Genomic DNA, 22,171 nt, shown 5'->3' with positions numbered 1-22,171 from the left:
ACCATCGGCGGTCCGCAGAACTGGCCGCTTTTGCAACGCATATCCGCCCCGGGCGGGCGCCTGGGTGGGGCGGGGCGACCTCCTAAAAGGAGAAAGTAGTAGTCAGATTGGCCGCTAGCGCTTGTCCATCAAGCGCTGGCAGCTATCAAAAATATACTAACGAGGCGATGTGCAGCGAAGCGCTGCGGGAATTTTCTGAGGCTCTTCAGGCACGTCTCAGGTCCCGCCCACGTAGGGATTGCTCTGGCGCTCACGCCCGAAAGTGCTCTCGGGCCCATGCCCCGGGATGAACACCGTCTGGTTGCCCATGGGCCACAAGCGCTGGGTGATGCTGTCGATGAGCTGCTGGTGGTTGCCCTGCGGGAAATCCGTGCGGCCCATGCTGCCCGCAAACAGCACATCGCCCACAAACGCCCGGTCGATCTGCGGCGCGTGGAACACCACATGCCCTGGCGTGTGTCCGGGGCAGTGGCGCACGTTCAGGGTCTCGTTGCCGATCTGCACCGTGTCGCCATCGTGCAGCCAGCGCGTGGGCGTGAAGTGCTGCGCGGGCGGAAACCCAAACATCGCACTTTGCTGCGGCAGGCCGTCAATCCAGAACTGGTCGCCCGGGTGGGGGCCAATGATGGGCAGCGAAAGCCGCTCTGCCAGCTCGCCCGTGCCGCCCGCGTGGTCGATGTGGGCGTGGGTGAGCCAGATCTGTTCGAGCGTGAGGCCTAGGCGCTGGATCTCTGCCAGCAGCACCTCCAGGTCGCCGCCGGGGTCGATCACGGCGGCTTTGTGGGTGGCGTCGCACCAGACGAGGGAGCAGTTTTGCTGGAACGCGGTGACGGGGATGGTGAGGTAGTGGAGCATGGTGGGTGAGGTGGTGGTGTGTATTTTTGCAGGCCTGGCGCACGGCGGCCGGGAGAGGCTCAAGCCTGTGCCAGCCGATCGACGAGGAAATCCACCAGCACGCGCACGCGCAGCGGCATGTGCCGGTTGGCGGGGTACAGCAGCGAAAACGGGCGGGAGGCACCGGCATGGGCGGGCAGCACCTCCTGCAAGGCGCCGCCGTGCAGATCGGCTTCCACAATGAAACGGTAGGTCTGCAGCAGCCCTGCGCCTGCACGCGCCAGGGTCACGGGGCCCAGGATGTCGTCGGCGCAGCGCAGGTGGCCTTGGGTGGGCACCTCCACATCGCGCCCGGCGGCGTCGCGCAGTATCCATGGCACCGCCTGGCCGCTGCTGGGCAGCACAAACTGGATGCATTCGTGCGCCGCCAGGTCGGCGATGGCATGCGGCGTGCCGCAACGCGCCAGGTACGCCGGGGCGGCGACCACCACCAGGGCGGCGTCCTCCAGCTTGCGCGCCACCAGCCCCGAGTCGATGGGGGCTCGACCGCGCACGGCCAGGTCAAAGCCTTCTTCGGTGAAGTCCACGTTGCGGTTGCTCAACTGCAGCTCCAGCTCCACGTCGGGGTAGGCCTGCGCAAATGCGGGCAGGAGGGGCAGGATGCGGCAGTGCCCGTAGGAGGTGGGCAGGCTGAAGCGCACGAGGCCTGCCGGGCTTTGCTGTTGGCCCGACAGCTCGCGTTCTGCCTCGGCCAGCTGGCCCAGCGCCTGGCGGCATTGCTCGTAGTAGCGCTTGCCTGCGTCGGTCAGCCGCACCTGGCGCGTGGTGCGCTGGAACAGCCGCACGCCCAGGCGCGCCTCCATGCGCGCCACCGATCGGCTCACGGCCGCCGCCGTCAGCCCGGCCGCCTGGGCGGCGGCCGTGAAGCTTTGCCACTGCGCGGTCAGGCAGAACAGTTCGATGCTGCCCAGCTTCAGGTCGTCAAATTGGCGCGCCATGTTCTGTTTATTACTTCATGTAATCAGTGAAATTCCTGAAGCCTAGTTTATTGCTGTTTGCATCCTCAATACCATCGCTTCATCTTTCCACCACCCTCCAAAGGCAACCCCATGAAGCTGTACTTTTCTCCCGCCGCCTGCTCCCTGTCGCCCCACATCCTGTTGCGCGAATGTGGCCTCACTTTCGAATTGGAGAAGGTCGATACCGAGCGTCACCGCACGGCAGACGGGCGCGATTTTTATGCCATCAACCCCAAAGGTCAGGTGCCCGTGCTGGAGCTGGCGGACGGCTCCCGCCTCACCGAAGGCCCGGTCATTGCGCAGTACATCGCCGACCAGGCCCAGGCCACGCAGCTCATGCCCGCAGCCGGTACGCTGGCGCGCTACCGGGTGATGGAGTGGCAGAACTACGTGAGCACCGAGCTGCACAAGTCCTTCACGCCCTTGTTCCACGCCGGGCTGGACGACAACGCCAGGGCCACGCTGGCCGCTCTGCTGCGCAAGAAGATGGACTGGCTGGACGCGCAGCTGCAGCACGGCCCCTACCTGACGGGCGAGCACTTCACGGCGGCCGATGCCTACCTTTTTGTGGTGCTGGGCTGGGCCAAGTTCGTGAAGCTGGATATCAGCGACCTGGCCCATCTGCAGGCTTTCCTGCGCCGTGTGGCCGCGCGCCCCGCCGTGCAGGCCGCGATGCGGGCCGAAGGGTTGCTGGGCTGAGAGGCCATTGCTTCATCCCAAGGAAAATAGCCATGCCTTACATCAACATCAAAGTGACCCGTGAAGGCGTCAGCAGTGCGCAAAAAGCGGCGCTGATCCAAGGCGCAACCGATTTGCTGGTGCGCGTTCTGAACAAGGAGCCCGCCACCACCTTTGTGGTAATCGACGAGGTCGAGACCGACAACTGGGGCGTGGCGGGTGAAACGGTGACCGTGCGCCGCCAGCGCGCTCGCGCCGCCGCCGACGGGAGCGCGCCATGAGTGACCCGCGCTTTGACGCAGTCGCCGCCGTGCTGCAGGAATATTTCGACGGCCTGTGCCACAGCGATACACAGCGCCTGCGCCGCGTGTTCCACCCGCAGGCGGTCTATGCCTGCGCCACGGCCGAGCCTGCGGTGATCCTGCGCATGGAGGAATATTTCCCCATCGTGGACCAGCGCCCCTCGCCCGCCAGCCGGGGCGAGACGGTGCAGGAGCGCATTCTGTCCATCGAGTTTGCCGGGCCGGTGACGGCCCTGGCCAAGGTGGAATGCGCCATCCTGCCCAAGCACTTCACCGACCTGCTGACCCTGATCCATGTGGACGGGCGCTGGCAGATCATTGCCAAGGTGTTTCACTACGAGCTGGATCGCTGAGGCGGCGGTGCGCGCAAGCCGGTGGGCGAGTTCTTCCTTTCGGAAGGACTCATTGATTGATAGCTGCTAACGCTTGCCAGATAAGTGCTAGAGCCCAATTTGGCTAAAAAACCGGCGGCAGGCATCACCTGCGGTGGGCCCGCCTCAGAGGTTGGTCGCCGCGACCACTTCCGACATGTCGGTCAACCCCTGCAGCACCTTCTCGATGCCGTCCTGGCGCAGGGTCAGCATGCCGGCGGCCAGTGCCGAATGGCGGATGTCCGAGGCGGGGGCGCGGTGGCGGATGTGCTGGCGAATGGTCTCGTCGCTCATCATCAGCTCATGGATGCCCAGCCGGCCGTGGTAGCCATGGCCGTCGCACTTCGTGCAGCCCACATGGCGCCACAGGCGCAGCTCGCCCTGTGCGCCGCCGTGCTGTTGGCGCCAGCGCGCCACCTGTGCCTCGCGGGCCTCGGGGGAGTTGTTGGTGCCGCTGTCCAGGTACTGCGATGCCAGGCCCAGCAGCGTGTCGTGGTCGGCCACACGCGGCTCGCGGCAGGCTGTGCACAGACGGCGCACCAGGCGCTGGGCCAGGATGGCGAGCAGCGAATCGGAGAAGTTGAACGGGTCCAGGCCAATCTCCAGCAGCCGCGCAATGCTCTCGGGCGCCGAGTTGGTGTGCAGGGTGGACAGCACCAGGTGCCCCGTCAGCGAGGCCTCGATGGCGATGCGCGCGGTTTCCTCGTCGCGCATCTCGCCGATCATGATCACGTCGGGGTCGGCCCGCAAAAAAGTGCGCATGGCGGCGGCAAAGGTCCAGCCGATGCGCGGGTTCACCTGCACCTGGCGCAGGCCCTCCTGCGTGATCTCGATGGGGTCTTCGGCCGTCCAGATCTTGCGGCCTGCGGTGTTGATGTCGCGCACCACCGAATGCAGCGTGGTCGTCTTGCCGCAGCCCGTAGGGCCGCACACCAGCACCAGGCCATAACTTTTTTGCACCACGGAGCGCAGCGCCAGCAGGTTGGGCTGGCTCAGGCCGATGTTCTCCAGCGGCAGGGGCTTGGCACCCGCCAGCAGGCGCAGCACCACGTCTTCCAGCCCGCGCGAGGTGGGCACGGTAACCACACGCAGCTCCACCGGTGGGCCTCCGAAGCGCGCGAAGTCGATCTTGCCGTCCTGGGGCTTGCGGTGCTCGGAGATGTCCATGCCCGCCATGATCTTGATGCGCGCCACCATCGCAAAGCGGTAGCGCGCGGGCAGCTCCAGGTAGGGCGTGAGGTCGCCGTCGATGCGCAGGCGGATGCGCACGTTCTGCGGCGCGGGCTCGGTCTCGATGTGGATGTCGGACGCGCGGTGGTGAATGGCTTCGTCGATCACCGAGTTGATGAGCCGCACCAGGGTGTTGTCCGACTCGCTGATCACGTCGGCCTGCTCGGAGTCTGCGTCCGGGACGGTGCTGCCCAGGTTGGCGGCCAGCTCGCGCGAGGTGGCGCGGGCAGCGGTGGTGGCGTCGGCGCCGCCAGACTGGGTGCGGTAGGCGCGGTGGATGGCGGGCATCAGCGTGCCTGGCGCGGCCTGCAGCGGAATGAGCCGCCGCTGCGTGAGAAACCGCAGCTCGTCCAGCAGCACGCGATCGAGCGGGTCGGCCATCAGCAGCACCAGCGCGTCATCGCGGGCAATCAGCGGCAATACCGATTCACGCTCTGCCATCGCCCGCGGCACCAGGGCCAGGGCCGCCGCATCGGGCGTGATGTCACCGGGGTGCACGGTGTAGTCGCCCAGCCACGCGGCAATGACCTGGCGCAACTGCTCCTGGGTCAAGATACCGTCATCCACCAGGATCTGCCCGATCAGCCGGTTCTGCCCGGCGCTGCGCTCCTGCTGCTGGGCCTGCAGGCCGTCTTGCAGGGCCGACGGGGACAACATGCCGGCGTGGATCAGCGCTTCACCCAGGTGCCGTGCCTTGCCGACGGTGGGATGGGGGGCGGAGAGCTGTTTCCACAAGGATTCCGCATTGGGCGGGCGGAAACCGTGGGCGGGGAGGGCGGTGGAAACAGCGGTGTCGTTCATCGAGGGTCAGGAGCGGGCATCGTTAAAGGCTGAAGTCATAGTCCACCGTGATGGGAGCGTGGTCTGAGAACTTTTCACCTTTGTAGATGGATTCAGCACGTGCCAGCGCCGCGAGCGCGGGGGTGGCCAGGTGGTAATCCAGCCGCCAACCCACGTTGTTGGCATACGCCTGCCCCCGGTTGCTCCACCATGTGTAGGCGGTGTCTGTGGCGGTAGGTTGTAACTGACGGTAAACGTCTATGATGCCGCCGCCTTCATCAGTTGTGTGCAACAGTTTTGTCATCCAGGCCCGTTCTTCGGGTAAAAAACCACTGTTTTTCTGGTTGCTGCGCCAGTTTTTCAGGTCGATTTGCTGGTGCGCAATGTTGATGTCGCCGCACAGAATGAAGTCACGTTCGCGCTTGACTTTCATCAGGTGGGGATGGATCTCGGCCAGGAACCGGAACTTCGCCTGCTGGCGTTCTTCGCCCGAGGAACCACTCGGAAAGTAAGCGCTGATGATCGACAGCTTGCGGGCCGGTGTGTCAAAACGCAGCTCCACATATCGACCTTCTGTATCGAACTCTGCTGACCCATAGCCAATGACTACATCAGAGGGTTCGTGCCGGGTATAGATGCCCACGCCGGAATAGCCCTTTTTTTGGGCATAGTGGAAGTGGCCCTGCAGGCCCGCCATGCGCTCGAACCGGTTGGCCATGTCGGCCGCCTGGGCCTTCACTTCCTGCACACAAATACAATCCGGCCGCGTGGCTGCCACCCAGCTTTCCACGCCTTTGCTGGTGGCCGAGCGGATGCCATTGAGATTGAGGCTGGTTAACTTGAACAAGGAATTCCCCATGGTGGATGTTGGCGCGCAAACCTCTGAACAGGGCCAGCTGGCGCAGGATTTTGTACGTTTTGCCGTCGAATCGGGCGTGCTGCGGTTTGGCGAATTCAAGACCAAGGCGGGGCGCCTGAGCCCGTATTTCTTCAACGCAGGGCTGTTCGACGATGGCCGCAAGATCGGGCGGCTCGCGGAATTCTATGCAAAAGCCCTGCTGGCCAGCGGCATCGAATTCGACATGGTGTTTGGCCCTGCCTACAAGGGCATTCCGCTGGCCGCTACCGTGGCCGTGGAGCTGGCGCGCCTGGGCCGCAACGTGCCCTTTGCCTACAACCGCAAGGAGGCCAAGGACCACGGCGAGGGCGGCACGCTGGTGGGCGCACCCCTCAAAGGCCGGGTGCTGATCGTGGACGACGTGATGTCGGCTGGCACCGCCGCCCGCGAGTCCATCGCCATCATCCGCGCTGCGGGTGCCACGCCGCATGCGGTTGCAATTGCGCTGGACCGCCAGGAAAAAGCCACGGAGAATGGCCAGGACGTGGACCACAGCGCCGTGCAGTACGTGCGCGAGCAACTGGGCATGCAGGTGTGTGCCATTGCCCGGTTGGCAGACTTATTGCTGTATCTCTCCCAAAACGGGGAAGAGGGGATGCGCTCGCATCACGAAAAGGTGCTGGCCTATCGCCAGCGGTACGGTGTTAACGAAGGGTAGACCATTTGAGCAAGTCGGCGTGGATCATGGGCGGGGTGATGCTGCTCACCTTGGGCGCAGAGCTGGCCTCGGCACAGTCCCAGGGTGCGACGGGCGGTATTTACACGTGCGTGGACCGCAACGGCCGTCGGCTGACGGCCGACCGGCCCATCCCGGAATGCCTGGACCGCGAGCAGCGCGAACTCAGCCCTTCGGGCATCACGCGCCGCCAGATTGGCCCCTCGCTCACCGAGCTGGAGCGCGCAGCCCAGGATGCCCAGAACCGCAAGGATGCCGAAGAGCGCGCCCGTGTGGTGGAAGAGCGCCGCCGCGAACGCGTGCTGGTGGCTCGCTACCCCGACAAGGCCGCCCACGATGTGGAGCGCGCTGCGGCCATCCAGATGGTGGATGACGTGACGGCCACCGCAGAAAAGCGAACGCTGGAGCTGAAGGCGGAGCGCAAGAAGCTCGATGTGGAGATGGAGTTCTACAAGAAGGACCCCAACAAGGCCCCCATGACGCTGCGCCGCAAGATCGCTGAGATTGACGACAGCCTGGCCGAGCAGCAGCGCTTCATCGCGGGGCAAGACCAGGAAAAGCGCCGCGTGCATGCGCGGTTTGACACCGAGCTGGCGCAGTTGCGCAAGCTGTGGGATGCGCAGCGTGTGCCCCCCTCCGCAGCGTCTGCTGTTGCGGCGCCCGCTGCCAGCGCGGTGCCTGCGGGCGGCAGCCGATAACCCACCAAGGTAGGGTCGCAGCGGACCAGAGAACGCGCCGCATCGCTGCCTCGGATGGACAGCATAAAAGCAAAGGGGCCGAAAGGCCCCTTTGCTTTTGCGGCAGCTTCAACAGCCTTGCGCTCAGTCCGCCAGTTTGGCGCGCAGCAGTTCGTTGACCTGCGTCGGATTGGCCTTGCCCTTGCTGGCTTTCATGATCTGGCCGACCAGCGCGTTGAAGGCCTTGTCCTTGCCCGCGCGGAACTGCGCCACGTTGTCGGGGTTGGCGGCAATCACTTCGTCGATGATCTTCTCCAGCGCGCCGGAGTCGTTCATCTGCTTGAGTCCCTTGGATTCGATGACGGCATCCACGTCGTTCGACTCTCCGGTCCACAGCGCATCAAACACCTGCTTGGCGGCGTTGTTGGAGATCGTGCCGTCGGCAATGCGGCCGATCAATGCGGCCAGCTGAGTTGCCGTGACAGGGGCCTGCTCGATACCGGTCTCCGCCATGTTCATGCGGCGCGACACCTCTCCCATGATCCAGTTGCTGGCCAGCTTGGGCTGGCTGCAGGCTTTGGCGGCCGCTTCAAAGTACGCCGCCATGGCCTTGCTCTGCGTGAGCGTGGTGGCGTCGTACTCGGGCAGGCCATAGTCCGCCACAAAACGTGCGGCCATGGTACGAGGCAATTCGGCCATTTGCGCCCGTTCCTCCTGCACCCACTGCTCTGAAATGTGTAGTGGAGGCAGGTCGGGGTCTGGGAAGTAGCGGTAGTCCGCCGCGTCTTCCTTGGTCCGCATCGCGCGCGTTTCGCCCGTGTCCGGGTCGAACAGCACGGTGGCCTGCTGGATCGCGTGGCCGTCCTCGATCTGCTCGATCTGCCAGCGGATTTCGTAGTCGATGGCCTGCTGCATGAACTTGAACGAGTTCAGGTTCTTGATCTCGCGTCGCGTGCCCAATTCGGCGCCGGGCTTGCGCACCGACACGTTGGCGTCGCAGCGGAAGCTGCCTTCCTGCATGTTGCCGTCGCAGATGCCGATCCAGGTGACGATCTTGTGCAGCTCCTTCGCGTAGGCCACGGCCTCTTCGGACGAGCGCATGTCGGGCTCCGTCACGATCTCCAGGAGCGGTGTGCCCGCGCGGTTCAGGTCGATACCACTCTGGCCGATGAAGTCTTCATGCAAGGACTTGCCTGCGTCTTCTTCGAGGTGGGCGCGCACCAGGCGCACGGTCTTTTTCTCATCGCCCAGAAAGAATTCCACCTCACCGCCTTGCACCACCGGAATCTCGAACTGGCTGATCTGGTAGCCCTTGGGCAGGTCGGGGTAGAAGTAATTCTTGCGCGCAAAAATGCTCACTGGCGCAATGTGGGAGCCCAGAGCCAGTCCCAATTTGATAGCGCAGGCTACGGCCTCGCGGTTCATCACGGGCAGGGTGCCCGGCAGGGCCAGGTCCACCGCGCAGGCTTGCGTGTTGGGCTCGGCGCCAAAGGCGGTGGGCGCGCGGCTGAAAATTTTGCTCTGGGTTGCGAGCTGGGTGTGGGTTTCGAAGCCGATGACAACTTCGTAGCCATGGATCAGTTTGGCGGTCATGTCAGAAGCCCTCCGGACGGCGGAGGTGGAAGTCGGTGGCTTGCTGCAGGCGATGCGCAGCGTTCAGAAGGCGGGCTTCCTGGAAGTAGTTGCCCAGCAACTGCAGGCCCACTGGCATGCCGCCCTCGCCAAAACCGGCGGGCACGCTCATGCCGGGCAGGCCAGCCAGCGAGCCGGGCAGGGTGAAGATGTCGGCCAGGTAGTCGGCCAGCGGGTCGTTGCCGTGGTCGCCCAGCTTCCAGGCCACCGTGGGGGCCACGGGGCCGGCGATCAGGTCGCAGTCCTTGAAGGCATTCTGGAAGTCGTCGGCGATCATGCGGCGGATCTTCTGTGCCTGCAGGTAATAGGCGTCGTAGTAGCCGTGCGAGAGCACATAGGCGCCGATCATGATGCGGCGCTTGACCTCGTCGCCAAAACCTTCGGCGCGGGTCTTCTTGTACATGTCCACCAGATCGGTGTAGTCCTTGGCGCGGTGGCCGAACTTCACGCCGTCAAAGCGAGAGAGGTTGGACGACGCCTCGGCCGGGGCAATGATGTAGTAGACCGGGATGGACAGCTGCGTGCGCGGCAGGCTGATGGGTACGAGCTTGGCGCCGAGCTTCTCGTATTCCTTCAGGGCACCATCTACGGCGGCGCGCACATCGGGCGCCAGGCCTTCTCCAAAGAACTCGGCGGGGATGCCGATGCGCAGGCCGTCGATGCTGTCGTTGAGCTTGGCGCTGAAGTTTTCTGCAGGCACATCGAGCGACGTGGAGTCGCGGTCCGGGTCGGGGCCGCACATGGCGGACAGCAGCAGCGCGCAGTCTTCGGCCGAGCGGGCCATGGGGCCGGCCTGGTCGAGGCTGGAGGCAAACGCGATCATGCCGTAGCGGCTGGCGCGCCCATAGGTGGGCTTGATGCCGGTAATGCCGCAGAACGAGGCGGGCTGGCGGATGGAGCCGCCGGTGTCGGTGCCGGTGACGGCCGGGGCCAGGCGTGCGGCCACGGCCACGGCGCTGCCGCCGGACGAGCCGCCCGGGATGCGGTCGGTGGCCCAGGGGTTGCGCACGGGGGCGGGGGCGTCAAAGCCCACGGGGGCGACGGCCGAGTTTTCGTTGGCCGAGCCCATGGCGAACTCATCGCAGTTGAGCTTGCCCAGCGTCACGGCGCCAGCATTGGCCAGCTTGGTGACCACGGTGGCGTCAAAGGGCGACTGGTAGCCCGCGAGCATCTTGGAGCCGGCGGTGCTGGGGAAATCCTTGGTGACAAAGATGTCCTTGTGCGCAATCGGCACGCCCGCCAGCGGGCCGGCGGTGCCTGCGGCGATGGCTGCGTCTTGCGCGCGGGCCTGGGCCAGGGTGATGTCCGGGTTCACGGCCACGTAGGCGCCCAGGTTCTGGTGGGCCTGTGCGCGGGCGAGGAAATGCTGGGCGGCCTCGACGGCCGAGACGCGGCGCTCGCGCAGCTCGGTGGCCAGCTGGGCCACGCCCAGGTCATGCAATGCGGTGGAAGTCATGCGGCGGGGCTCTTACTCGATCACTTTGGGCACGAGGAACAGGCCTCGTTCGACAGCGGGGGCGCTTTGCTGGTTGGCTTCGCGCTGGTTGGGCTCGCTGGCCAGGTCTTCGCGCAGGCGCAGCTGCACGTCCTGGATGGCGGCCACGGGGTGGGCCAGGGGCGTGACGCCCGAGGTATCCACAGCCCGCATCTGTTCCACGATGTCAAAGAAACCATTGAGCTGCGTGAGCATGCGCTCACTTTCGGAAGGTGTCAGCTCAAGCCGCGCCAAGTTGGCAATGCGGCCGATGTCCTGGGGGGTCAGTGCCATAGGGAGGAGAATCTAGAGAAACCAGAAGTAAAGCTGTGATCCGGTGCTCGCCGGAGGGAGTTATTCACAGGGGATGGGGTATTATCCCGGCTTTGCCGCAAAGCTCCCGGAATGGGAGTCAATTGCGTGAAAAAAGCCAATAAACACCCCTGAAATACCTGGCGATGGCAGGCCGACGTGCATGCCGTGCCCGAGAGGACTTTTGAATGTTCGGAGCTTTCCGTCGGTACTTCTCCACCGACCTTGCCATTGACCTTGGCACAGCCAACACCCTCATCTTCGCCCGCGACAAAGGTATCGTTCTGGACGAACCTTCCGTCGTCGCCATCCGCCACGAAGGTGGCCCCCACGGCAAGAAAGTCATCCAGGCAGTAGGTCGTGAAGCCAAGGCCATGTTGGGCAAGGTGCCCGGCAACATCGAAGCCATCCGGCCCATGAAGGATGGCGTGATCGCCGACTTCGTGATCACCGAGCAGATGATCAAGCAGTTCATCAAGATGGTGCACCCGCGCACGCTGTTCACCCCCAGTCCGCGCATCATCATCTGTGTGCCCTGCGGCTCCACCCAGGTCGAGCGCCGCGCCATCAAGGACGCGGCCGAGGCTGCGGGCGCCACGGCGGTGTACCTGATCGAAGAACCCATGGCTGCTGGCATCGGCGCTGGTCTGCCCGTCTCGGAAGCCTCGGGCTCCATGGTCGTGGACATCGGTGGCGGCACCACCGAAGTGGGCGTGATCTCGCTGGGCGGCATGGTCTACAAGGGCAGCGTCCGCGTGGGCGGTGACAAGTTTGACGAGGCCATCATCAGCTACATCCGCCGCAACTACGGCATGTTGATTGGCGAGCCCACCGCCGAAGCCATCAAGAAGAACATCGGCTCGGCTTTCCCGGGCTCCGAAGTGCGCGAGATGGAAGTCAAGGGCCGCAACCTCAGCGAGGGCGTGCCACGCAGCTTCACCATTTCGTCCAACGAAGTGCTGGAAGCCCTGACCGACCCGCTCAACCAGATCGTCTCGGCCGTGAAGAACGCGCTGGAACAAACCCCCCCTGAGCTGGGCGCCGACATTGCCGACCGGGGCATGATGCTGACCGGCGGTGGCGCTCTGCTGCGCGACCTGGACCGCCTGCTGGCCGAGGAAACCGGCCTGCCCGTGCTGGTGGCCGAAGACCCGCTGACCTGCGTGGTGCGCGGCTGCGGCATCGCCCTGGAGCGCATGGACCGTCTGGGCAGCATTTTCACGAGCGAGTAAGCCAGCGGGCCTGTATGCTGCAGGCACTTTTTTCGCTCTGAATTGCATGACTGCACCTGCTCCAATGCTTGTTTCTGAGCACCCGCCCGTGGATGTGTCTCCGCGGTGCCGACCCTGACCGCTGCGCACCATGCCCCTGGGTACTCTGGAGCGCAGCGCTCCCCCTTTCTTCAAACAGGGCCCTTCGGCCCTGTCGCGTTTGGCCGTGTTCAGCGCGCTGGCGCTGTTCCTCATGGTGGCCGATGCACGCTTTCAGATCACCGGCCCCTTCCGTCAGGCCGTGGCCACGGTGCTGTACCCCGTGCAGTGGCTCATGCTGCAGCCCGTGGAATTCGCCAGCCACGGGCGCAGCTATTTCCAGTCGCTGCAAACCGCGCAGGATGACCTGGATGCCGCCCGCAAGAAAATGACCGTGATGGGCCAGCGGGCCAACCAGGCAGATCAGCTGGCGATGGAAAACCAGCGGCTGCGCAAACTGCTGGAGCTGCGCGACCGGCTGCAGACACCCGCCCAGGCGGCCGAGGTGATCTACGACACGGCCGACCCCTACACGCGCCGCGTGGTGCTGGACCGGGGCCAGATGGGTGGCGTGGAACTGGGCGCCCCCGTGATGGATGAAGCCGGTGTGCTGGGTCAGGTCACCCGCGTGTTCCCGCTGGTCAGCGAAGTCACCTTGCTGGTAGACCGCGATCAGGCGATTCCGGTGCTGAACATCCGTACCGGTGTGCGCGGCGTGGCCTATGGCGACCCGGTGGCGGGCCATGGCGGTGGCATGGAGCTGCGCTTCATGCCCGCCAATGCAGACATTCGCGAGGACGACCTGCTGACCACCAGCGGTGTGGACGGTCTGTACCCGCCCGGCCTGCCTGTGGCGCGCGTGGTGCGGGTGGAGCGCCGTGCCGACTCTGCGTTTGCGCGCATCTATTGCATACCGCTCGCCCAGGTGCAGGGCGCGCGCCATGTGGTGGTGCTCAAGCCGCTGGCCGACAATGAACTGGCGCGTCCCGAACCCGCCCCGGCTGTCCCCGCCAACAAGCGCGGAGGCCGCAAGTGAGCCACCGCTTGACCCCACAAGGAGGCCCACGATGATCATGCCGCGTGGTGAGCCCCTGCTGATGCCGGTGAACCCGGTCTTCATCTGGGCCAGCTTGGCTGTGGGCCTGGCCATCAACATGCTGCCGCTGGGCCGCATCGTCTGGACGCCCGATGTGCTCATGGTGTTGTTGGTCTTCTGGGGTGTGCACCAGCCGCTGCGTATCGGCATGGGGGTGGCGTTCCTGCTGGGCCTGTGCATGGACGTGAGCCAGTCGGCGCTGCTGGGCCAGCATGCGCTGTCCTATACCGTGCTGTCGTTTGGCGCGATTGCCATCCACCGCCGCCTGCTGTGGTTCAGCGTGCCGTCGCAGGCCTTGCAGGTGTTGCCCCTGTTTGCCCTCGCCCACGCGATCGAGCTCTTGCTGCGGATGGCGTCCGGGGGCATATTCCCGGGGCTGTGGAGTTTTCTCGCACCGGTGCTGGAGGCCTTGCTGTGGCCCCTGGCCAGCTGGGTGCTTCTGGCTCCGCAGCGCCGCCCGCCCGACCGCGACCAGAACCGGCCTCTGTAGCCCATGCCTTTCTTGATGCCCGCGCATTTCGCCAGCGTTCCGCCTTGGCCCCTGGGGGTTGAGCCTGGGCTTGCGCGCGCCCGAATGGGAGGGTGGGCGTGACTGAGGTGCGCAGCAGCGAAGCCGATGCTTCGCGCTTTCGAGTGCGGGCACTGGTCATCGGCGCCCTGGTGTTTTTTGCGTTCTGCCTCATTGCTGCCCGGCTGGTGTATCTGCAGGTGGTCCGGCACGAAGACCTGGCGGCGCAGGCCGAGAGCAACCGCACGGCGGTGGTGCCCATCGTGCCCAACCGGGGGCTCATCCTGGACCGCAACGGCGTGGTGCTGGCCACCAACTATTCGGCCTACACACTGGAGATCACGCCGTCGCGCGCCGGCGTGCTGGACGACACCATTGACGAGTTGTCCAAGGTGGTGGAGATCCAGACCCGCGACCGCCGCCGATTCAAGCGGCTGATGGAAGAATCCCGCAACTTCGAATCCCTGCCCATCCGCACGCGCCTGTCCGACGAAGAGGTGGCGCGCTTCACCGCGCAGCGCTACCGGTTTCCGGGCGTGGACATCAAGGCGCGCCTGTTTCGCAACTACCCGCTGGGCGATGTGGCGAGTCACGCCATCGGCTACATCGGTCGCATCAACCAGACGGAGAAGGCGCGCATCCAGGACTCCGAAGACGAGGCCAACTACCGGGGCACCGAATACATCGGCAAGCTGGGCATCGAGCAGAGCTTCGAGTCGGCCCTGCACGGCGCCACCGGGGTCGAGCAGATGGAAACTTCGGCCGGGGGGCGGGCGGTGCGCAAGCTCTCCAGCCACGCGGCCACGCCCGGCGACAGCGTGATGCTGTCGATCGACATCAAGCTGCAAAAGCTCATTGAAGACATGTACGGCAACCGCCGGGGCGCGTTGGTGGCCATCGACCCGCGCAACGGCGAGATCCTGGCGCTGGTGAGCAAGCCCACGTTCGATCCCAATCTGTTCGTCGAAGGCATCGACGTGGAGAACTGGACCGCGCTCAACGAATCCATCGACAAGCCCCTGCTCAACCGCGCCATGCGCGGCACCTACCCGCCGGGCTCCACCTACAAGCCTTTCATGGCGCTGGCCGCGCTGCAGCTGGGCAAGCGCTCGCCCAGCATGGTGGTCAACGACCCGGGCTTTTATACCTTCGGCGGCCACACCTTCCGCAGCCACGAGGGCGGGCTGGGCGGGGTGGACATGCACCGCGCCATCCAGCAGTCGAGCAACACGTATTTCTATTCGCTGGCGGTGGAGATGGGTGTCGATGCCATCCATGACTTCATGAAGCCGCTGGGCTTTGGACAGTCCACGGGCATCGACCTCAATGGCGAAGTGCGCGGCACCTTGCCCAGCACCGAGTGGAAGCGCAATGCCTACAAGCGCCCCGAGATGAAGCGCTGGTTCCCCGGCGAAACCGTGTCGCTGGGCATTGGCCAGGGCTACAACAACTTCACGATGCTGCAGCTGGCGCTGGCGCAGGCCACGCTGGCCAATGGCGGTATTCGCTACCGGCCGCACATGGCCAAGGCGGTGAAAAACGCGGTCACGGGCGCCGTCACCGAGATCAGCCAGCCGCCGGGAGTGGATCTGGGTTTTTTGCCGAAGAACGTGGACATCGTGCGCAACGCGATGGTGGCGGTGAACAAGGGCGGCACCGGCACGCGCGTGTTTGCCGGGGCGCCCTACACCTCGGGCGGCAAGACCGGCACAGCCCAGGCGGTGACGATGGGCCAGAACGTCAAATACAACGCCAAGGCGCTGGAAGAACACCAGCGTGACCACTCGCTGTTTGCCGCCTTTGCTCCTGCCGAAAACCCCACCATCGTGATTGCGGCCATCGTGGAAAACGCCGGTTTCGGCGCTGCGCACGCCGCCCCCATCGCGCGCCGGGTGTTTGACTACTGGCTGCTGGGCGACTATCCCAACGAGGAAGACATGGCGGCTGTGCAAAAAGGCCTGGCCTCGGCCCCGATCGGCAAGCCCCGCAAAGCGGTTGATGTGCCGCTGATTGCGCCATAGTTTGCTATATAAATAATAGCTGTTTGCGCTTTGTGAATAAGCGCTGGAGCCCGTTTTGGCTTGAAATGGCCGCGCCCGTGGTGCCCGTGCCACCTGTGGAACAGGCTCCGCCAGACCATGGGTGGCGTTCCCCTGAGAGGAAGGCGCGGAGCGGCTCGGAGGGCGTACCGCGCCTCTCAGGCCCGTTGCGTCCGGCCTGCGCGCGCAGCAGGCTGGATCTGGCTGAACACCAGCGCTGCCACGATGAGCGCGGCGCCACCGAGTCCCGCCCAGCCCAGCCTTTCCCCTAGCAGCACCCAGGCTGTGAGGGCCGCAAACACCGGCTCCAGCCCGAACACGATGGCGCTGCGCATGGCGTCCACGCGCTGCTGGCCCCAGGCCTGCAGCGTCACCACCACGACGCTGGCCAGCAGGCCCAGGTACAGCAGCGCCAGCAACGCATCCAGAGGCAGGTCGGCCACGGACCGTAGCCAGCCCATGCCCTCGCCCTGCGCAAGCAGCAGCGCGGTGGACGCCAGCGCCATCACCGTGGCCTGCGCGGCGGCCATGCGGGTGGCCCGCAGCGGCTGCGCGGCCGTGCGGCGTGCGCATTCTTCCAGCGCCAGGATGTACAGCGCGTAGAACACGGTGCTGGCCAGCGTCAGCGTATCGCCCAGGTTCCAGGGCTCGTTTTCGTGGAACATCAGCGCCATGCCCGCCAGCGCCATCACGCAGGCACCCCAGAGTCGCCAGCCATAGCGCCGTCCCAGGAAGGCCATGGCGATCAGCGGCACCACCAGCACGTTCAGGCCGGTGACAAACGCATTGCGGTTGCTGCTGGTGCGCGCGAGGCCCTCGATCTGCAGCCAGAACGCCAGGAACAGCAGCAACCCCAGCGCGCAGCCCCAGCGCCGCTCGTGGCGCAGCATGCCGCGCCACAACGGCGCCAGCACCAGCAGCGCGATCACGAACCGCAGCCAGATGATCTGCAGCGCGTCCAGGTGCGCCGAGAGCAGTTTCATCGCCGGGAAGGTGGTGCCCCACACCACAGTCACAGCCAACAGGGCCATCAGGCCCCAGCGTTCAGTACGCATCGACAAATTCCTAAATACCCAAAAGAAAAAAGGGCCGCCGGTTGCCCGGGCGGCCTTTGCAGTGCGGCGCGGCGCGGATTTGATCAGTGGCTGACCTGCCCCAGGAACGCGCGGATGCGGTCATTGGCCGGGTTGCTGAAGAACTCCTGCGGCGGCGCATCGTGCGCAATGCGGCCTTGATCGAAGAACATCACGCGGTCGGCCACCTCGCGCGCAAAGCCCATTTCGTGGGTGACCACAATCATGGTCATGCCACCACGCGCGAGGCCTCGCATCACGTCCAGCACTTCCTTGACCATCTCGGGGTCGAGTGCCGATGTGGGCTCGTCAAACAGCATCACCTTGGGTTGCATGGCCAGCGCCCGCGCAATGGCCACCCGCTGCTGCTGCCCGCCCGACAGCTGCCACGGGTACTTGTGTGCGTGGTCCTGCATGCCCACGCGGCGCAGCAGCTGCATGGCTTCGTCGTTGGCCTGGGTGCGCGGGGTGCGGCGAATGCGGCGGGGCGCCAGCGTCACGTTGTCCAGCACGCTCATGTGGCCGAACAGGTTGAACTGCTGGAACACCATGCCCACCTCGCAGCGCTGGCGCTGCAGGGTGGCGAGGTCGTCGCAGACGTCCACGCCGTCGATGGTGATGCGCCCGCTGTCGTGGGGTTCCAGCCGGTTGATGGCACGCAGCAGCGTGCTCTTGCCCGAGCCGGAGGCGCCGATGATCACCGTCACCTCGCCGGTGTGGAACACGGTGGAGACGTCCTTGAGCACCTGGTGTGCACCAAACGACTTGCACACCCGCTCGGCCACGATGTAGGGCTTGGGCTGGTTGGTCGTTGCGGTCATCGGTTGCGCCCTTCCACGTCAAAGCGGTATTCGACGGCGTTGGAGACTTGCGTGACCAGCGTGGTCAGCAGCAGGTAGGTGATGGCCACCGTGGTCAGCGTGGCAATGGGCTGGAACGTGGCCGACTGGATGCGGTTGCCCACATTGGTCAGCTCCACCACGCCAATCGCATAGGCCAGCGATGAGTCCTTGAGCAGTGCCACAAAGTTGCTCACCAGCGGCGGCAGCGAGATCTTGAACGCCTGCGGAAACACCACGTCCAGGAACACGTGCATGCGGCCCAGGCCCAGCGCCTTGGCGGCCTCGGTCTGCCCGCGCGGCACGGCCAGCAGGCCAGCGCGCAGGGCTTCGGCGTTGTAGGCGCCCACGTTCAGCCCCAGGGCCACGACGGCGGCGGCAAAGTCGGGCAGGTTCAGCCCCGGCACCAGCACGGGCAGCGCAAAGTACACAAACAGGATCTGCACCAAGAGCGGCGTGCCGCGAATAGCCCAGATGTACACGCCGGCAATCCAGCGCACGGCCGTCCAGCGGGCGGTGCGGGCCAGCGCCGCCGCCGTGCCCAGCACCAGGCCCACGGCACCACTGACCAGCGTGAGCCACAGCGTGGTGCGCGCGCCTTCGGAAAACGCCTGGGCATTGGGGCCGATAGGGTCAGGAAAGAACGAAAGCAGCTGGCCCAGCAACGAGAGGGCCAGAACCATCAGCACCAGTGCAGCGACCAGCGTGGCATTGCTGCGCTGCTGTCGGGACCAGCCTTGTGGCCAAAGAGCGAGAAGCATGGATCGGACGACCGGAAGGTCTTGGTTGGAAATCGGGCCGGCGGCAGGACCATGGTGACGCCGTCAAAAACAGCAAAGGGTGCGCAACGGGCCAGGCCCAGCGCACCCCGTAGCGTGTTTTTATATCAGTTGCAGCGCACGTCTTCGTTGAAATACTTCTTGGAGACGGCGGCGTAGCTGCCATCGGCTAGCACTTCGGCAAACGCCTTGTTCCAGGCATCGGCCAGGCCGGTGTTGCCCTTGGCCATGGCGGGGGCGATGCGTTCGATGAACAGCATGTCGCCGAGCTTGAACCCGGCCTTGGCGTTCTTGGCGGCGGCTTCCTTGGCCACGAACTTGTCGCTCACCCAGGCGTCGACGCGCTTGGAGATCAGGGCGCGCTGGGCGTCGGTGTCCTGCGGGAAGTTCTTCACCTCCTTCACCCCGGTGAGCTTCTGCACGTTTTCCAGGTAGCTGGTGCCGGTCTGCACTGCCACCACCTTGCCGGTCAGGTCCTTGGCGTTGCGGATTTTTGCGTCCATGGCCACGATGATGCCGCCCGAGCAGTAGTGGGGGTTGGCAAACGTGACAGCCTTGGAGCGTTCTTCGGTCACGCCGTGCGAGGCGATGACAGCGTCCCAGCGGCTTTGGCCCAGGCCGGTCAGCAGCGCGTCAAAGCCCAGCGTCTTCCATTCGAGCTTCAGGCCCATCTTCTTGACCACCAGCTCTGCCACTTCCACCTCGAAACCCGTCAGCTTGGTGCCTTCGAAGAAGTTGAACGGGGCAAACTGGCCTTCGGTGGCCACGATGATCTTGCCGTCCTTCTTGATTTCGTCCAGCGTGCGGGCCTGGACGGCGAGGGCAGCGCACAGCGCCACGGCGGTGACAACGGCAGACTTGAAAAACTTCATGGCAGGTTCCTGTGGGGGTGGTTCAGGTACAAAAAATCCGGCATGCGGGTAGGCAAGCCGGAGCGGGTGAATGCAGGCATCGCCAACAGCGATGGGCCTCGTCATCAAACGGAAATGCGCAGAAATTATAGGACGGGCGTTCACATTCGGGCCATGCAGGGCAACCCCGATGACCTCGGGGCGCCCTGGTGGTAGGCCAGCTCAGCTTAGCAAGCATGATGCCATCCGGGGGCATGAGCCCCTTCGGGCCTCGGCTAGCGCAGGAACGCGTCGTAACCCGTCTTGAGGATCAGCGTGCTCACCACCACGATGAAGATGCCACGCACAAAACCCGTGCCGTGCTTGAGCGCCAGGTGCGTGCCCAGCAGGCTGCCCACCACATTGGCGATGGCCAGCGTCACCGCAAAGTGCCACCACACGTGGCCCTTGGCGGCAAACAGCGCGATGGCGGCGATGTTGGTGGCGCAATTGAGCAGCTTGGCCGAGGCCGAGGCGTTCAGGAAGTCATAGCCCAGCAGCCGCACAAACAGAAAAACGAAGAAACTGCCGGTGCCCGGGCCGAAGAAACCGTCATAAAAGCCGATGACCACGCCGATCAGGCACGCCGCCAGCACTTCGGCCCTGCCCGCAAAGCGGGGTGTGTGGTGCCGCCCCAACTCTTTCTTGGCCAGCGTGTAGACCAGCACCCCCAGCAGCACCAGGGGCAGCAGCTTGCGCAGGAAGTCGGCCGACATCACGGTCACGGCCCAGGCGCCTGCAAACGACCCCGCAAAACCGGCCGCTGCCGCGGGCAGCATGGCCGACCAGCGAACCTGCACCTTGCGGCTGTACTGCCAGGTGGCCATGGCCGTGCCCCACACCGAGGCCGCCTTGTTGGTGCCCAGCAGCGTGGCAGGGGGCGCCCCGGGGAAAGCCGCAAACAGGGCCGGCACCATCACCAGCCCGCCACCCCCACGATGGCATCCACGAAGCCTGCGAGCAGCGAGGCAAAGGTAATAAAAATCCATTCCATCGCAGGATTTTCGCAGCTTGCCTGCTATGGATTCAGGACTCCTCGGGGCACTGGCGAAAGGGAGGCCAGCGTAGAACAGGCAAGAAAAAGGCGCTGGGATCGCCAGCGCCTGGAAAAAAACGCACCTCGTTGGGTGCTTGAAATTTGTTTATTGGTAGAAAGAGTGTCTCCTCGGGCCCCTCGCTTGGCACACCGAAGCGCGCTTTCGAGTGCCGCAACTGTAGCGACTGCACTCCGCTGGTGCATTGGGGGTTTCCCGCCCCCGTTGTGGGGCAGTGATCGGGTTTCCAGGGGCGGAATCGGGGGGTTGGGGTTGGCACGGCTCGTGCAATCGCGCTTGTAACAATTTGCGAAAGGGAGCCGCCATGCGGGGAGTCAACCACCGGTTCGTTGGGGTAGGGTCGCTGTGTCTGGGCCTGTGCGCGAGTGCGCTGGCGCAGACGGCGCCAGAGGTGGCGGCGGGAGCGGTGCCTTCCTTGTCCCTCACACGTCCCGGGCTGGTGGCGCAGTCCACGATCAGCGCGGCAGATACCGCGTGGATGATGACCTCCACAGCGCTGGTGCTGCTGATGACGCTGCCGGGCATTGCCCTGTTCTACGCAGGCATGGTGCGCAAGAAGAACGTGCTCAACACCATGGCCAGCGTGGTGGCCATTGCCGCGCTGGTCAGCCTGCTGTGGTTTGGGGCGGGTTACTCGCTGGCCTTCACCCCGGGCAGCCCCTGGCTGGGGGGATGGGACCGCATCGGCTTTGCGGGCCTGGACTTTCAGCTCGCTGGCGGCAAGCTGGCCGTAAGCCATGTGGCGCCGCACATCCCCGAGTCGGTGTACGCCATGTTCCAGCTCACGTTTGCCATCATCACCGCCGCGCTGCTGGTGGGGGCGTTTGTCGAGCGCATGCGGTTTTCCGCCATGCTGATCTTCATCAGCCTGTGGACCCTGCTGGTCTACGCCCCGGTGGCGCACTGGGTGTGGGAGCCAGGGGGCTGGCTGGCCCAGATGGGTGCGCTGGACTTTGCCGGAGGCTCGGTGGTGCACGTGAATGCGGGTGTGGCCGGGCTGGTGTGCGCGTGGTTCCTGGGGCGGCGCACGGGCTATGGGCGCGAGGCGTTCGAGCCCTACAACCTGGGGCTGACCATGGCGGGCGCGGGCTTGTTGTGGGTGGGCTGGTTCGGCTTCAACGCAGGCTCTGCCGTGGCCGCCGACGGCCGTGCGGGGCTGGCGATGGCGGTGACGCACCTGGCCGCAGCGGCGGGTGCCTTGTCGTGGATGCTGGGCGAGTGGGTGGTGCGCGGGCGGCCATCCCTGCTGGGACTTTGCTCTGGCTTGGTGGCGGGGCTGGTGGCCATCACGCCTGCTGCGGGTTTTGTCACGCTGCGCTCGGCAGTGGTGATTGGCGTGGTGGCGGGTTTGGCCTGCTACTGGGGCGCCACGGGGCTCAAGCGCCTGCTGCGCGCCGACGATTCCCTGGACGTGTTTGGGGTGCATGGCATCGGCGGCATCGTGGGCTCGCTGCTCACCGGCATGCTGGCCAGCCGCACCGTGGGGGGTGTGCCAGGCAGCTTGCTCACCCAGGCCATTGGCGTGGGCGCTGTGATGGCCTACAGCCTCGTCGCAACCGCCGTGCTGTTGTGGATCACCAACCTGGCTGTGGGCCTGCGGGTGGATGAGCAGAGCGAGCAGACCGGGCTCGACATTGCCCAGCACCGTGAGCGCCTGGGGAGTTAATGAAGTCCACCTCCCTGATGCCCTGCGGGCCTTCCCCCTGCCCGCATTGCGCAGCAATGCGGGCAGGGGGACGCAGCCAGCGCGGCGGGGCGG

At 65.3% G+C, this 22,171-nt stretch carries 21 protein-coding genes and 1 pseudogene; 10 read left to right on the top strand and 12 right to left on the bottom strand.

Features of this window, described 5'->3' with window-relative positions:
• Positions 1 to 216 precede the first annotated feature (216 nt).
• Together C8C93_RS18590 and C8C93_RS18585 are read right to left on the bottom strand one after the other, a co-directional pair.
• Positions 217 to 855, bottom strand: coding sequence for an MBL fold metallo-hydrolase (locus C8C93_RS18590; RefSeq protein ID WP_121507853.1), 639 nt, complete (start codon positions 853 to 855; stop codon positions 217 to 219).
• A 59-nt stretch (positions 856 to 914) separates the two neighbouring features.
• Complete coding sequence (locus tag C8C93_RS18585) at positions 915 to 1,832, bottom strand: LysR family transcriptional regulator (protein WP_121507852.1); 918 nt, start codon at positions 1,830 to 1,832, stop codon at positions 915 to 917.
• Between the two features lie 111 nt (positions 1,833 to 1,943).
• Here C8C93_RS18585 and gstA point away from each other — a divergent pair, with 111 nt between their 5' ends.
• Genes gstA through C8C93_RS18570 form a run of 3 tightly spaced genes read left to right on the top strand, consistent with a single transcriptional unit; the run spans position 1,944 to position 3,186 of the window.
• Positions 1,944 to 2,552: a glutathione transferase GstA gene (gene gstA / locus C8C93_RS18580; protein ID WP_121507851.1), complete on the top strand. Its 609-nt coding sequence runs from the start codon at positions 1,944 to 1,946 to the stop codon at positions 2,550 to 2,552.
• Between the two features lie 32 nt (positions 2,553 to 2,584).
• Positions 2,585 to 2,812, top strand: a complete 228-nt coding sequence (locus C8C93_RS18575) for a 4-oxalocrotonate tautomerase family protein (protein WP_121421962.1) — start codon at positions 2,585 to 2,587, stop codon at positions 2,810 to 2,812.
• The gene (locus tag C8C93_RS18570) at positions 2,809 to 3,186 is read left to right on the top strand and encodes a nuclear transport factor 2 family protein (RefSeq protein ID WP_057271025.1); all 378 of its coding nucleotides are present in this window, start codon (positions 2,809 to 2,811) and stop codon (positions 3,184 to 3,186) included. Before C8C93_RS18575 ends, C8C93_RS18570 begins: the two co-directional genes overlap by 4 nt.
• 144 nt (positions 3,187 to 3,330) lie before the next feature.
• Here C8C93_RS18570 and C8C93_RS18565 read toward each other — a convergent pair whose 3' ends face one another.
• Both C8C93_RS18565 and C8C93_RS18560 read right to left on the bottom strand, forming a co-directional pair.
• Positions 3,331 to 5,235 (bottom strand): GspE/PulE family protein, encoded by a 1,905-nt coding sequence (locus C8C93_RS18565; protein ID WP_121507850.1) that lies wholly within the window; start codon positions 5,233 to 5,235, stop codon positions 3,331 to 3,333.
• A 22-nt stretch (positions 5,236 to 5,257) separates the two neighbouring features.
• Positions 5,258 to 6,061, bottom strand: coding sequence for an exodeoxyribonuclease III (locus C8C93_RS18560; protein WP_121508867.1), 804 nt, complete (start codon positions 6,059 to 6,061; stop codon positions 5,258 to 5,260).
• 10 nt (positions 6,062 to 6,071) lie between these two features.
• On the opposite strand from C8C93_RS18560, the gene pyrE reads away from it, so the two are divergent.
• Both pyrE and C8C93_RS18550 read left to right on the top strand, forming a co-directional pair.
• Positions 6,072 to 6,770, top strand: coding sequence for an orotate phosphoribosyltransferase (gene pyrE / locus C8C93_RS18555; RefSeq protein WP_055394401.1), 699 nt, complete (start codon positions 6,072 to 6,074; stop codon positions 6,768 to 6,770).
• Between the two features lie 5 nt (positions 6,771 to 6,775).
• Complete coding sequence (locus C8C93_RS18550; protein WP_121507849.1) at positions 6,776 to 7,486, top strand: DUF4124 domain-containing protein; 711 nt, start codon at positions 6,776 to 6,778, stop codon at positions 7,484 to 7,486.
• A gap of 123 nt (positions 7,487 to 7,609) precedes the next feature.
• Here the strand turns inward: C8C93_RS18550 and gatB are convergent, their stop codons facing one another.
• The 3 genes from gatB to gatC are packed head-to-tail and all read right to left on the bottom strand — an operon-like array spanning position 7,610 to position 10,865.
• Positions 7,610 to 9,058 carry an Asp-tRNA(Asn)/Glu-tRNA(Gln) amidotransferase subunit GatB gene (gatB, locus tag C8C93_RS18545; protein ID WP_121507848.1) on the bottom strand — a complete coding sequence of 483 codons (1,449 nt, stop codon included), beginning with the start codon at positions 9,056 to 9,058 and terminating at the stop codon, positions 7,610 to 7,612.
• A 1-nt stretch (position 9,059) separates the two neighbouring features.
• Entirely contained in the window at positions 9,060 to 10,553 is a 1,494-nt protein-coding gene (gene gatA, locus C8C93_RS18540) for an Asp-tRNA(Asn)/Glu-tRNA(Gln) amidotransferase subunit GatA (RefSeq protein ID WP_121507847.1), read from the bottom strand.
• A 12-nt stretch (positions 10,554 to 10,565) separates the two neighbouring features.
• Positions 10,566 to 10,865 (bottom strand): Asp-tRNA(Asn)/Glu-tRNA(Gln) amidotransferase subunit GatC, encoded by a 300-nt coding sequence (gene gatC / locus C8C93_RS18535; RefSeq protein WP_055394393.1) that lies wholly within the window; start codon positions 10,863 to 10,865, stop codon positions 10,566 to 10,568.
• Positions 10,866 to 11,071: 206 nt separating this feature from the next.
• Here gatC and C8C93_RS18530 point away from each other — a divergent pair, with 206 nt between their 5' ends.
• From C8C93_RS18530 to mrdA, 4 genes are all read left to right on the top strand, one after another.
• Positions 11,072 to 12,115: a rod shape-determining protein gene (locus tag C8C93_RS18530; RefSeq protein ID WP_005798130.1), complete on the top strand. Its 1,044-nt coding sequence runs from the start codon at positions 11,072 to 11,074 to the stop codon at positions 12,113 to 12,115.
• Positions 12,116 to 12,245: 130 nt separating this feature from the next.
• Complete coding sequence (gene mreC / locus C8C93_RS18525) at positions 12,246 to 13,169, top strand: rod shape-determining protein MreC (RefSeq protein ID WP_055394389.1); 924 nt, start codon at positions 12,246 to 12,248, stop codon at positions 13,167 to 13,169.
• A 31-nt stretch (positions 13,170 to 13,200) separates the two neighbouring features.
• Positions 13,201 to 13,719: a rod shape-determining protein MreD gene (mreD, locus tag C8C93_RS18520; RefSeq protein ID WP_055394387.1), complete on the top strand. Its 519-nt coding sequence runs from the start codon at positions 13,201 to 13,203 to the stop codon at positions 13,717 to 13,719.
• A gap of 98 nt (positions 13,720 to 13,817) precedes the next feature.
• On the top strand, positions 13,818 to 15,758 hold the full coding sequence (mrdA, locus tag C8C93_RS18515; protein WP_121508866.1) for a penicillin-binding protein 2: 1,941 nt from the start codon (positions 13,818 to 13,820) through the stop codon (positions 15,756 to 15,758).
• A 176-nt stretch (positions 15,759 to 15,934) separates the two neighbouring features.
• On the opposite strand, the gene C8C93_RS18510 is transcribed toward mrdA, so the two are convergent.
• The 5 genes and pseudogenes from C8C93_RS18510 to C8C93_RS18490 form a co-directional block, all read right to left on the bottom strand.
• Positions 15,935 to 16,831 (bottom strand): DMT family transporter, encoded by an 897-nt coding sequence (locus C8C93_RS18510; RefSeq protein WP_055394385.1) that lies wholly within the window; start codon positions 16,829 to 16,831, stop codon positions 15,935 to 15,937.
• A gap of 83 nt (positions 16,832 to 16,914) precedes the next feature.
• Positions 16,915 to 17,670, bottom strand: coding sequence for an amino acid ABC transporter ATP-binding protein (locus tag C8C93_RS18505; protein WP_055394382.1), 756 nt, complete (start codon positions 17,668 to 17,670; stop codon positions 16,915 to 16,917).
• The gene (locus tag C8C93_RS18500) at positions 17,667 to 18,449 is read right to left on the bottom strand and encodes an amino acid ABC transporter permease (RefSeq protein ID WP_121421972.1); all 783 of its coding nucleotides are present in this window, start codon (positions 18,447 to 18,449) and stop codon (positions 17,667 to 17,669) included. The genes C8C93_RS18505 and C8C93_RS18500 overlap by 4 nt, the downstream gene beginning before the upstream one ends.
• A gap of 125 nt (positions 18,450 to 18,574) precedes the next feature.
• Positions 18,575 to 19,339 (bottom strand): transporter substrate-binding domain-containing protein, encoded by a 765-nt coding sequence (locus C8C93_RS18495; protein ID WP_121421973.1) that lies wholly within the window; start codon positions 19,337 to 19,339, stop codon positions 18,575 to 18,577.
• Positions 19,340 to 19,593: 254 nt separating this feature from the next.
• Positions 19,594 to 20,351: pseudogene (locus C8C93_RS18490) on the bottom strand (sulfite exporter TauE/SafE family protein).
• 365 nt (positions 20,352 to 20,716) lie between these two features.
• Here C8C93_RS18490 and C8C93_RS18485 point away from each other — a divergent pair.
• Positions 20,717 to 22,078, top strand: a complete 1,362-nt coding sequence (locus C8C93_RS18485) for an ammonium transporter (RefSeq protein WP_055394373.1) — start codon at positions 20,717 to 20,719, stop codon at positions 22,076 to 22,078.
• Positions 22,079 to 22,171 lie beyond the last annotated feature (93 nt).

This window comes from Acidovorax sp. 93 (assembly GCF_003633835.1).
GTDB lineage: Bacteria > Pseudomonadota > Gammaproteobacteria > Burkholderiales > Burkholderiaceae_C > Acidovorax > Acidovorax facilis.
Note: the sequence above shows the minus strand (reverse complement) of the source record. Positions and strands in the feature narration are given on the sequence as shown.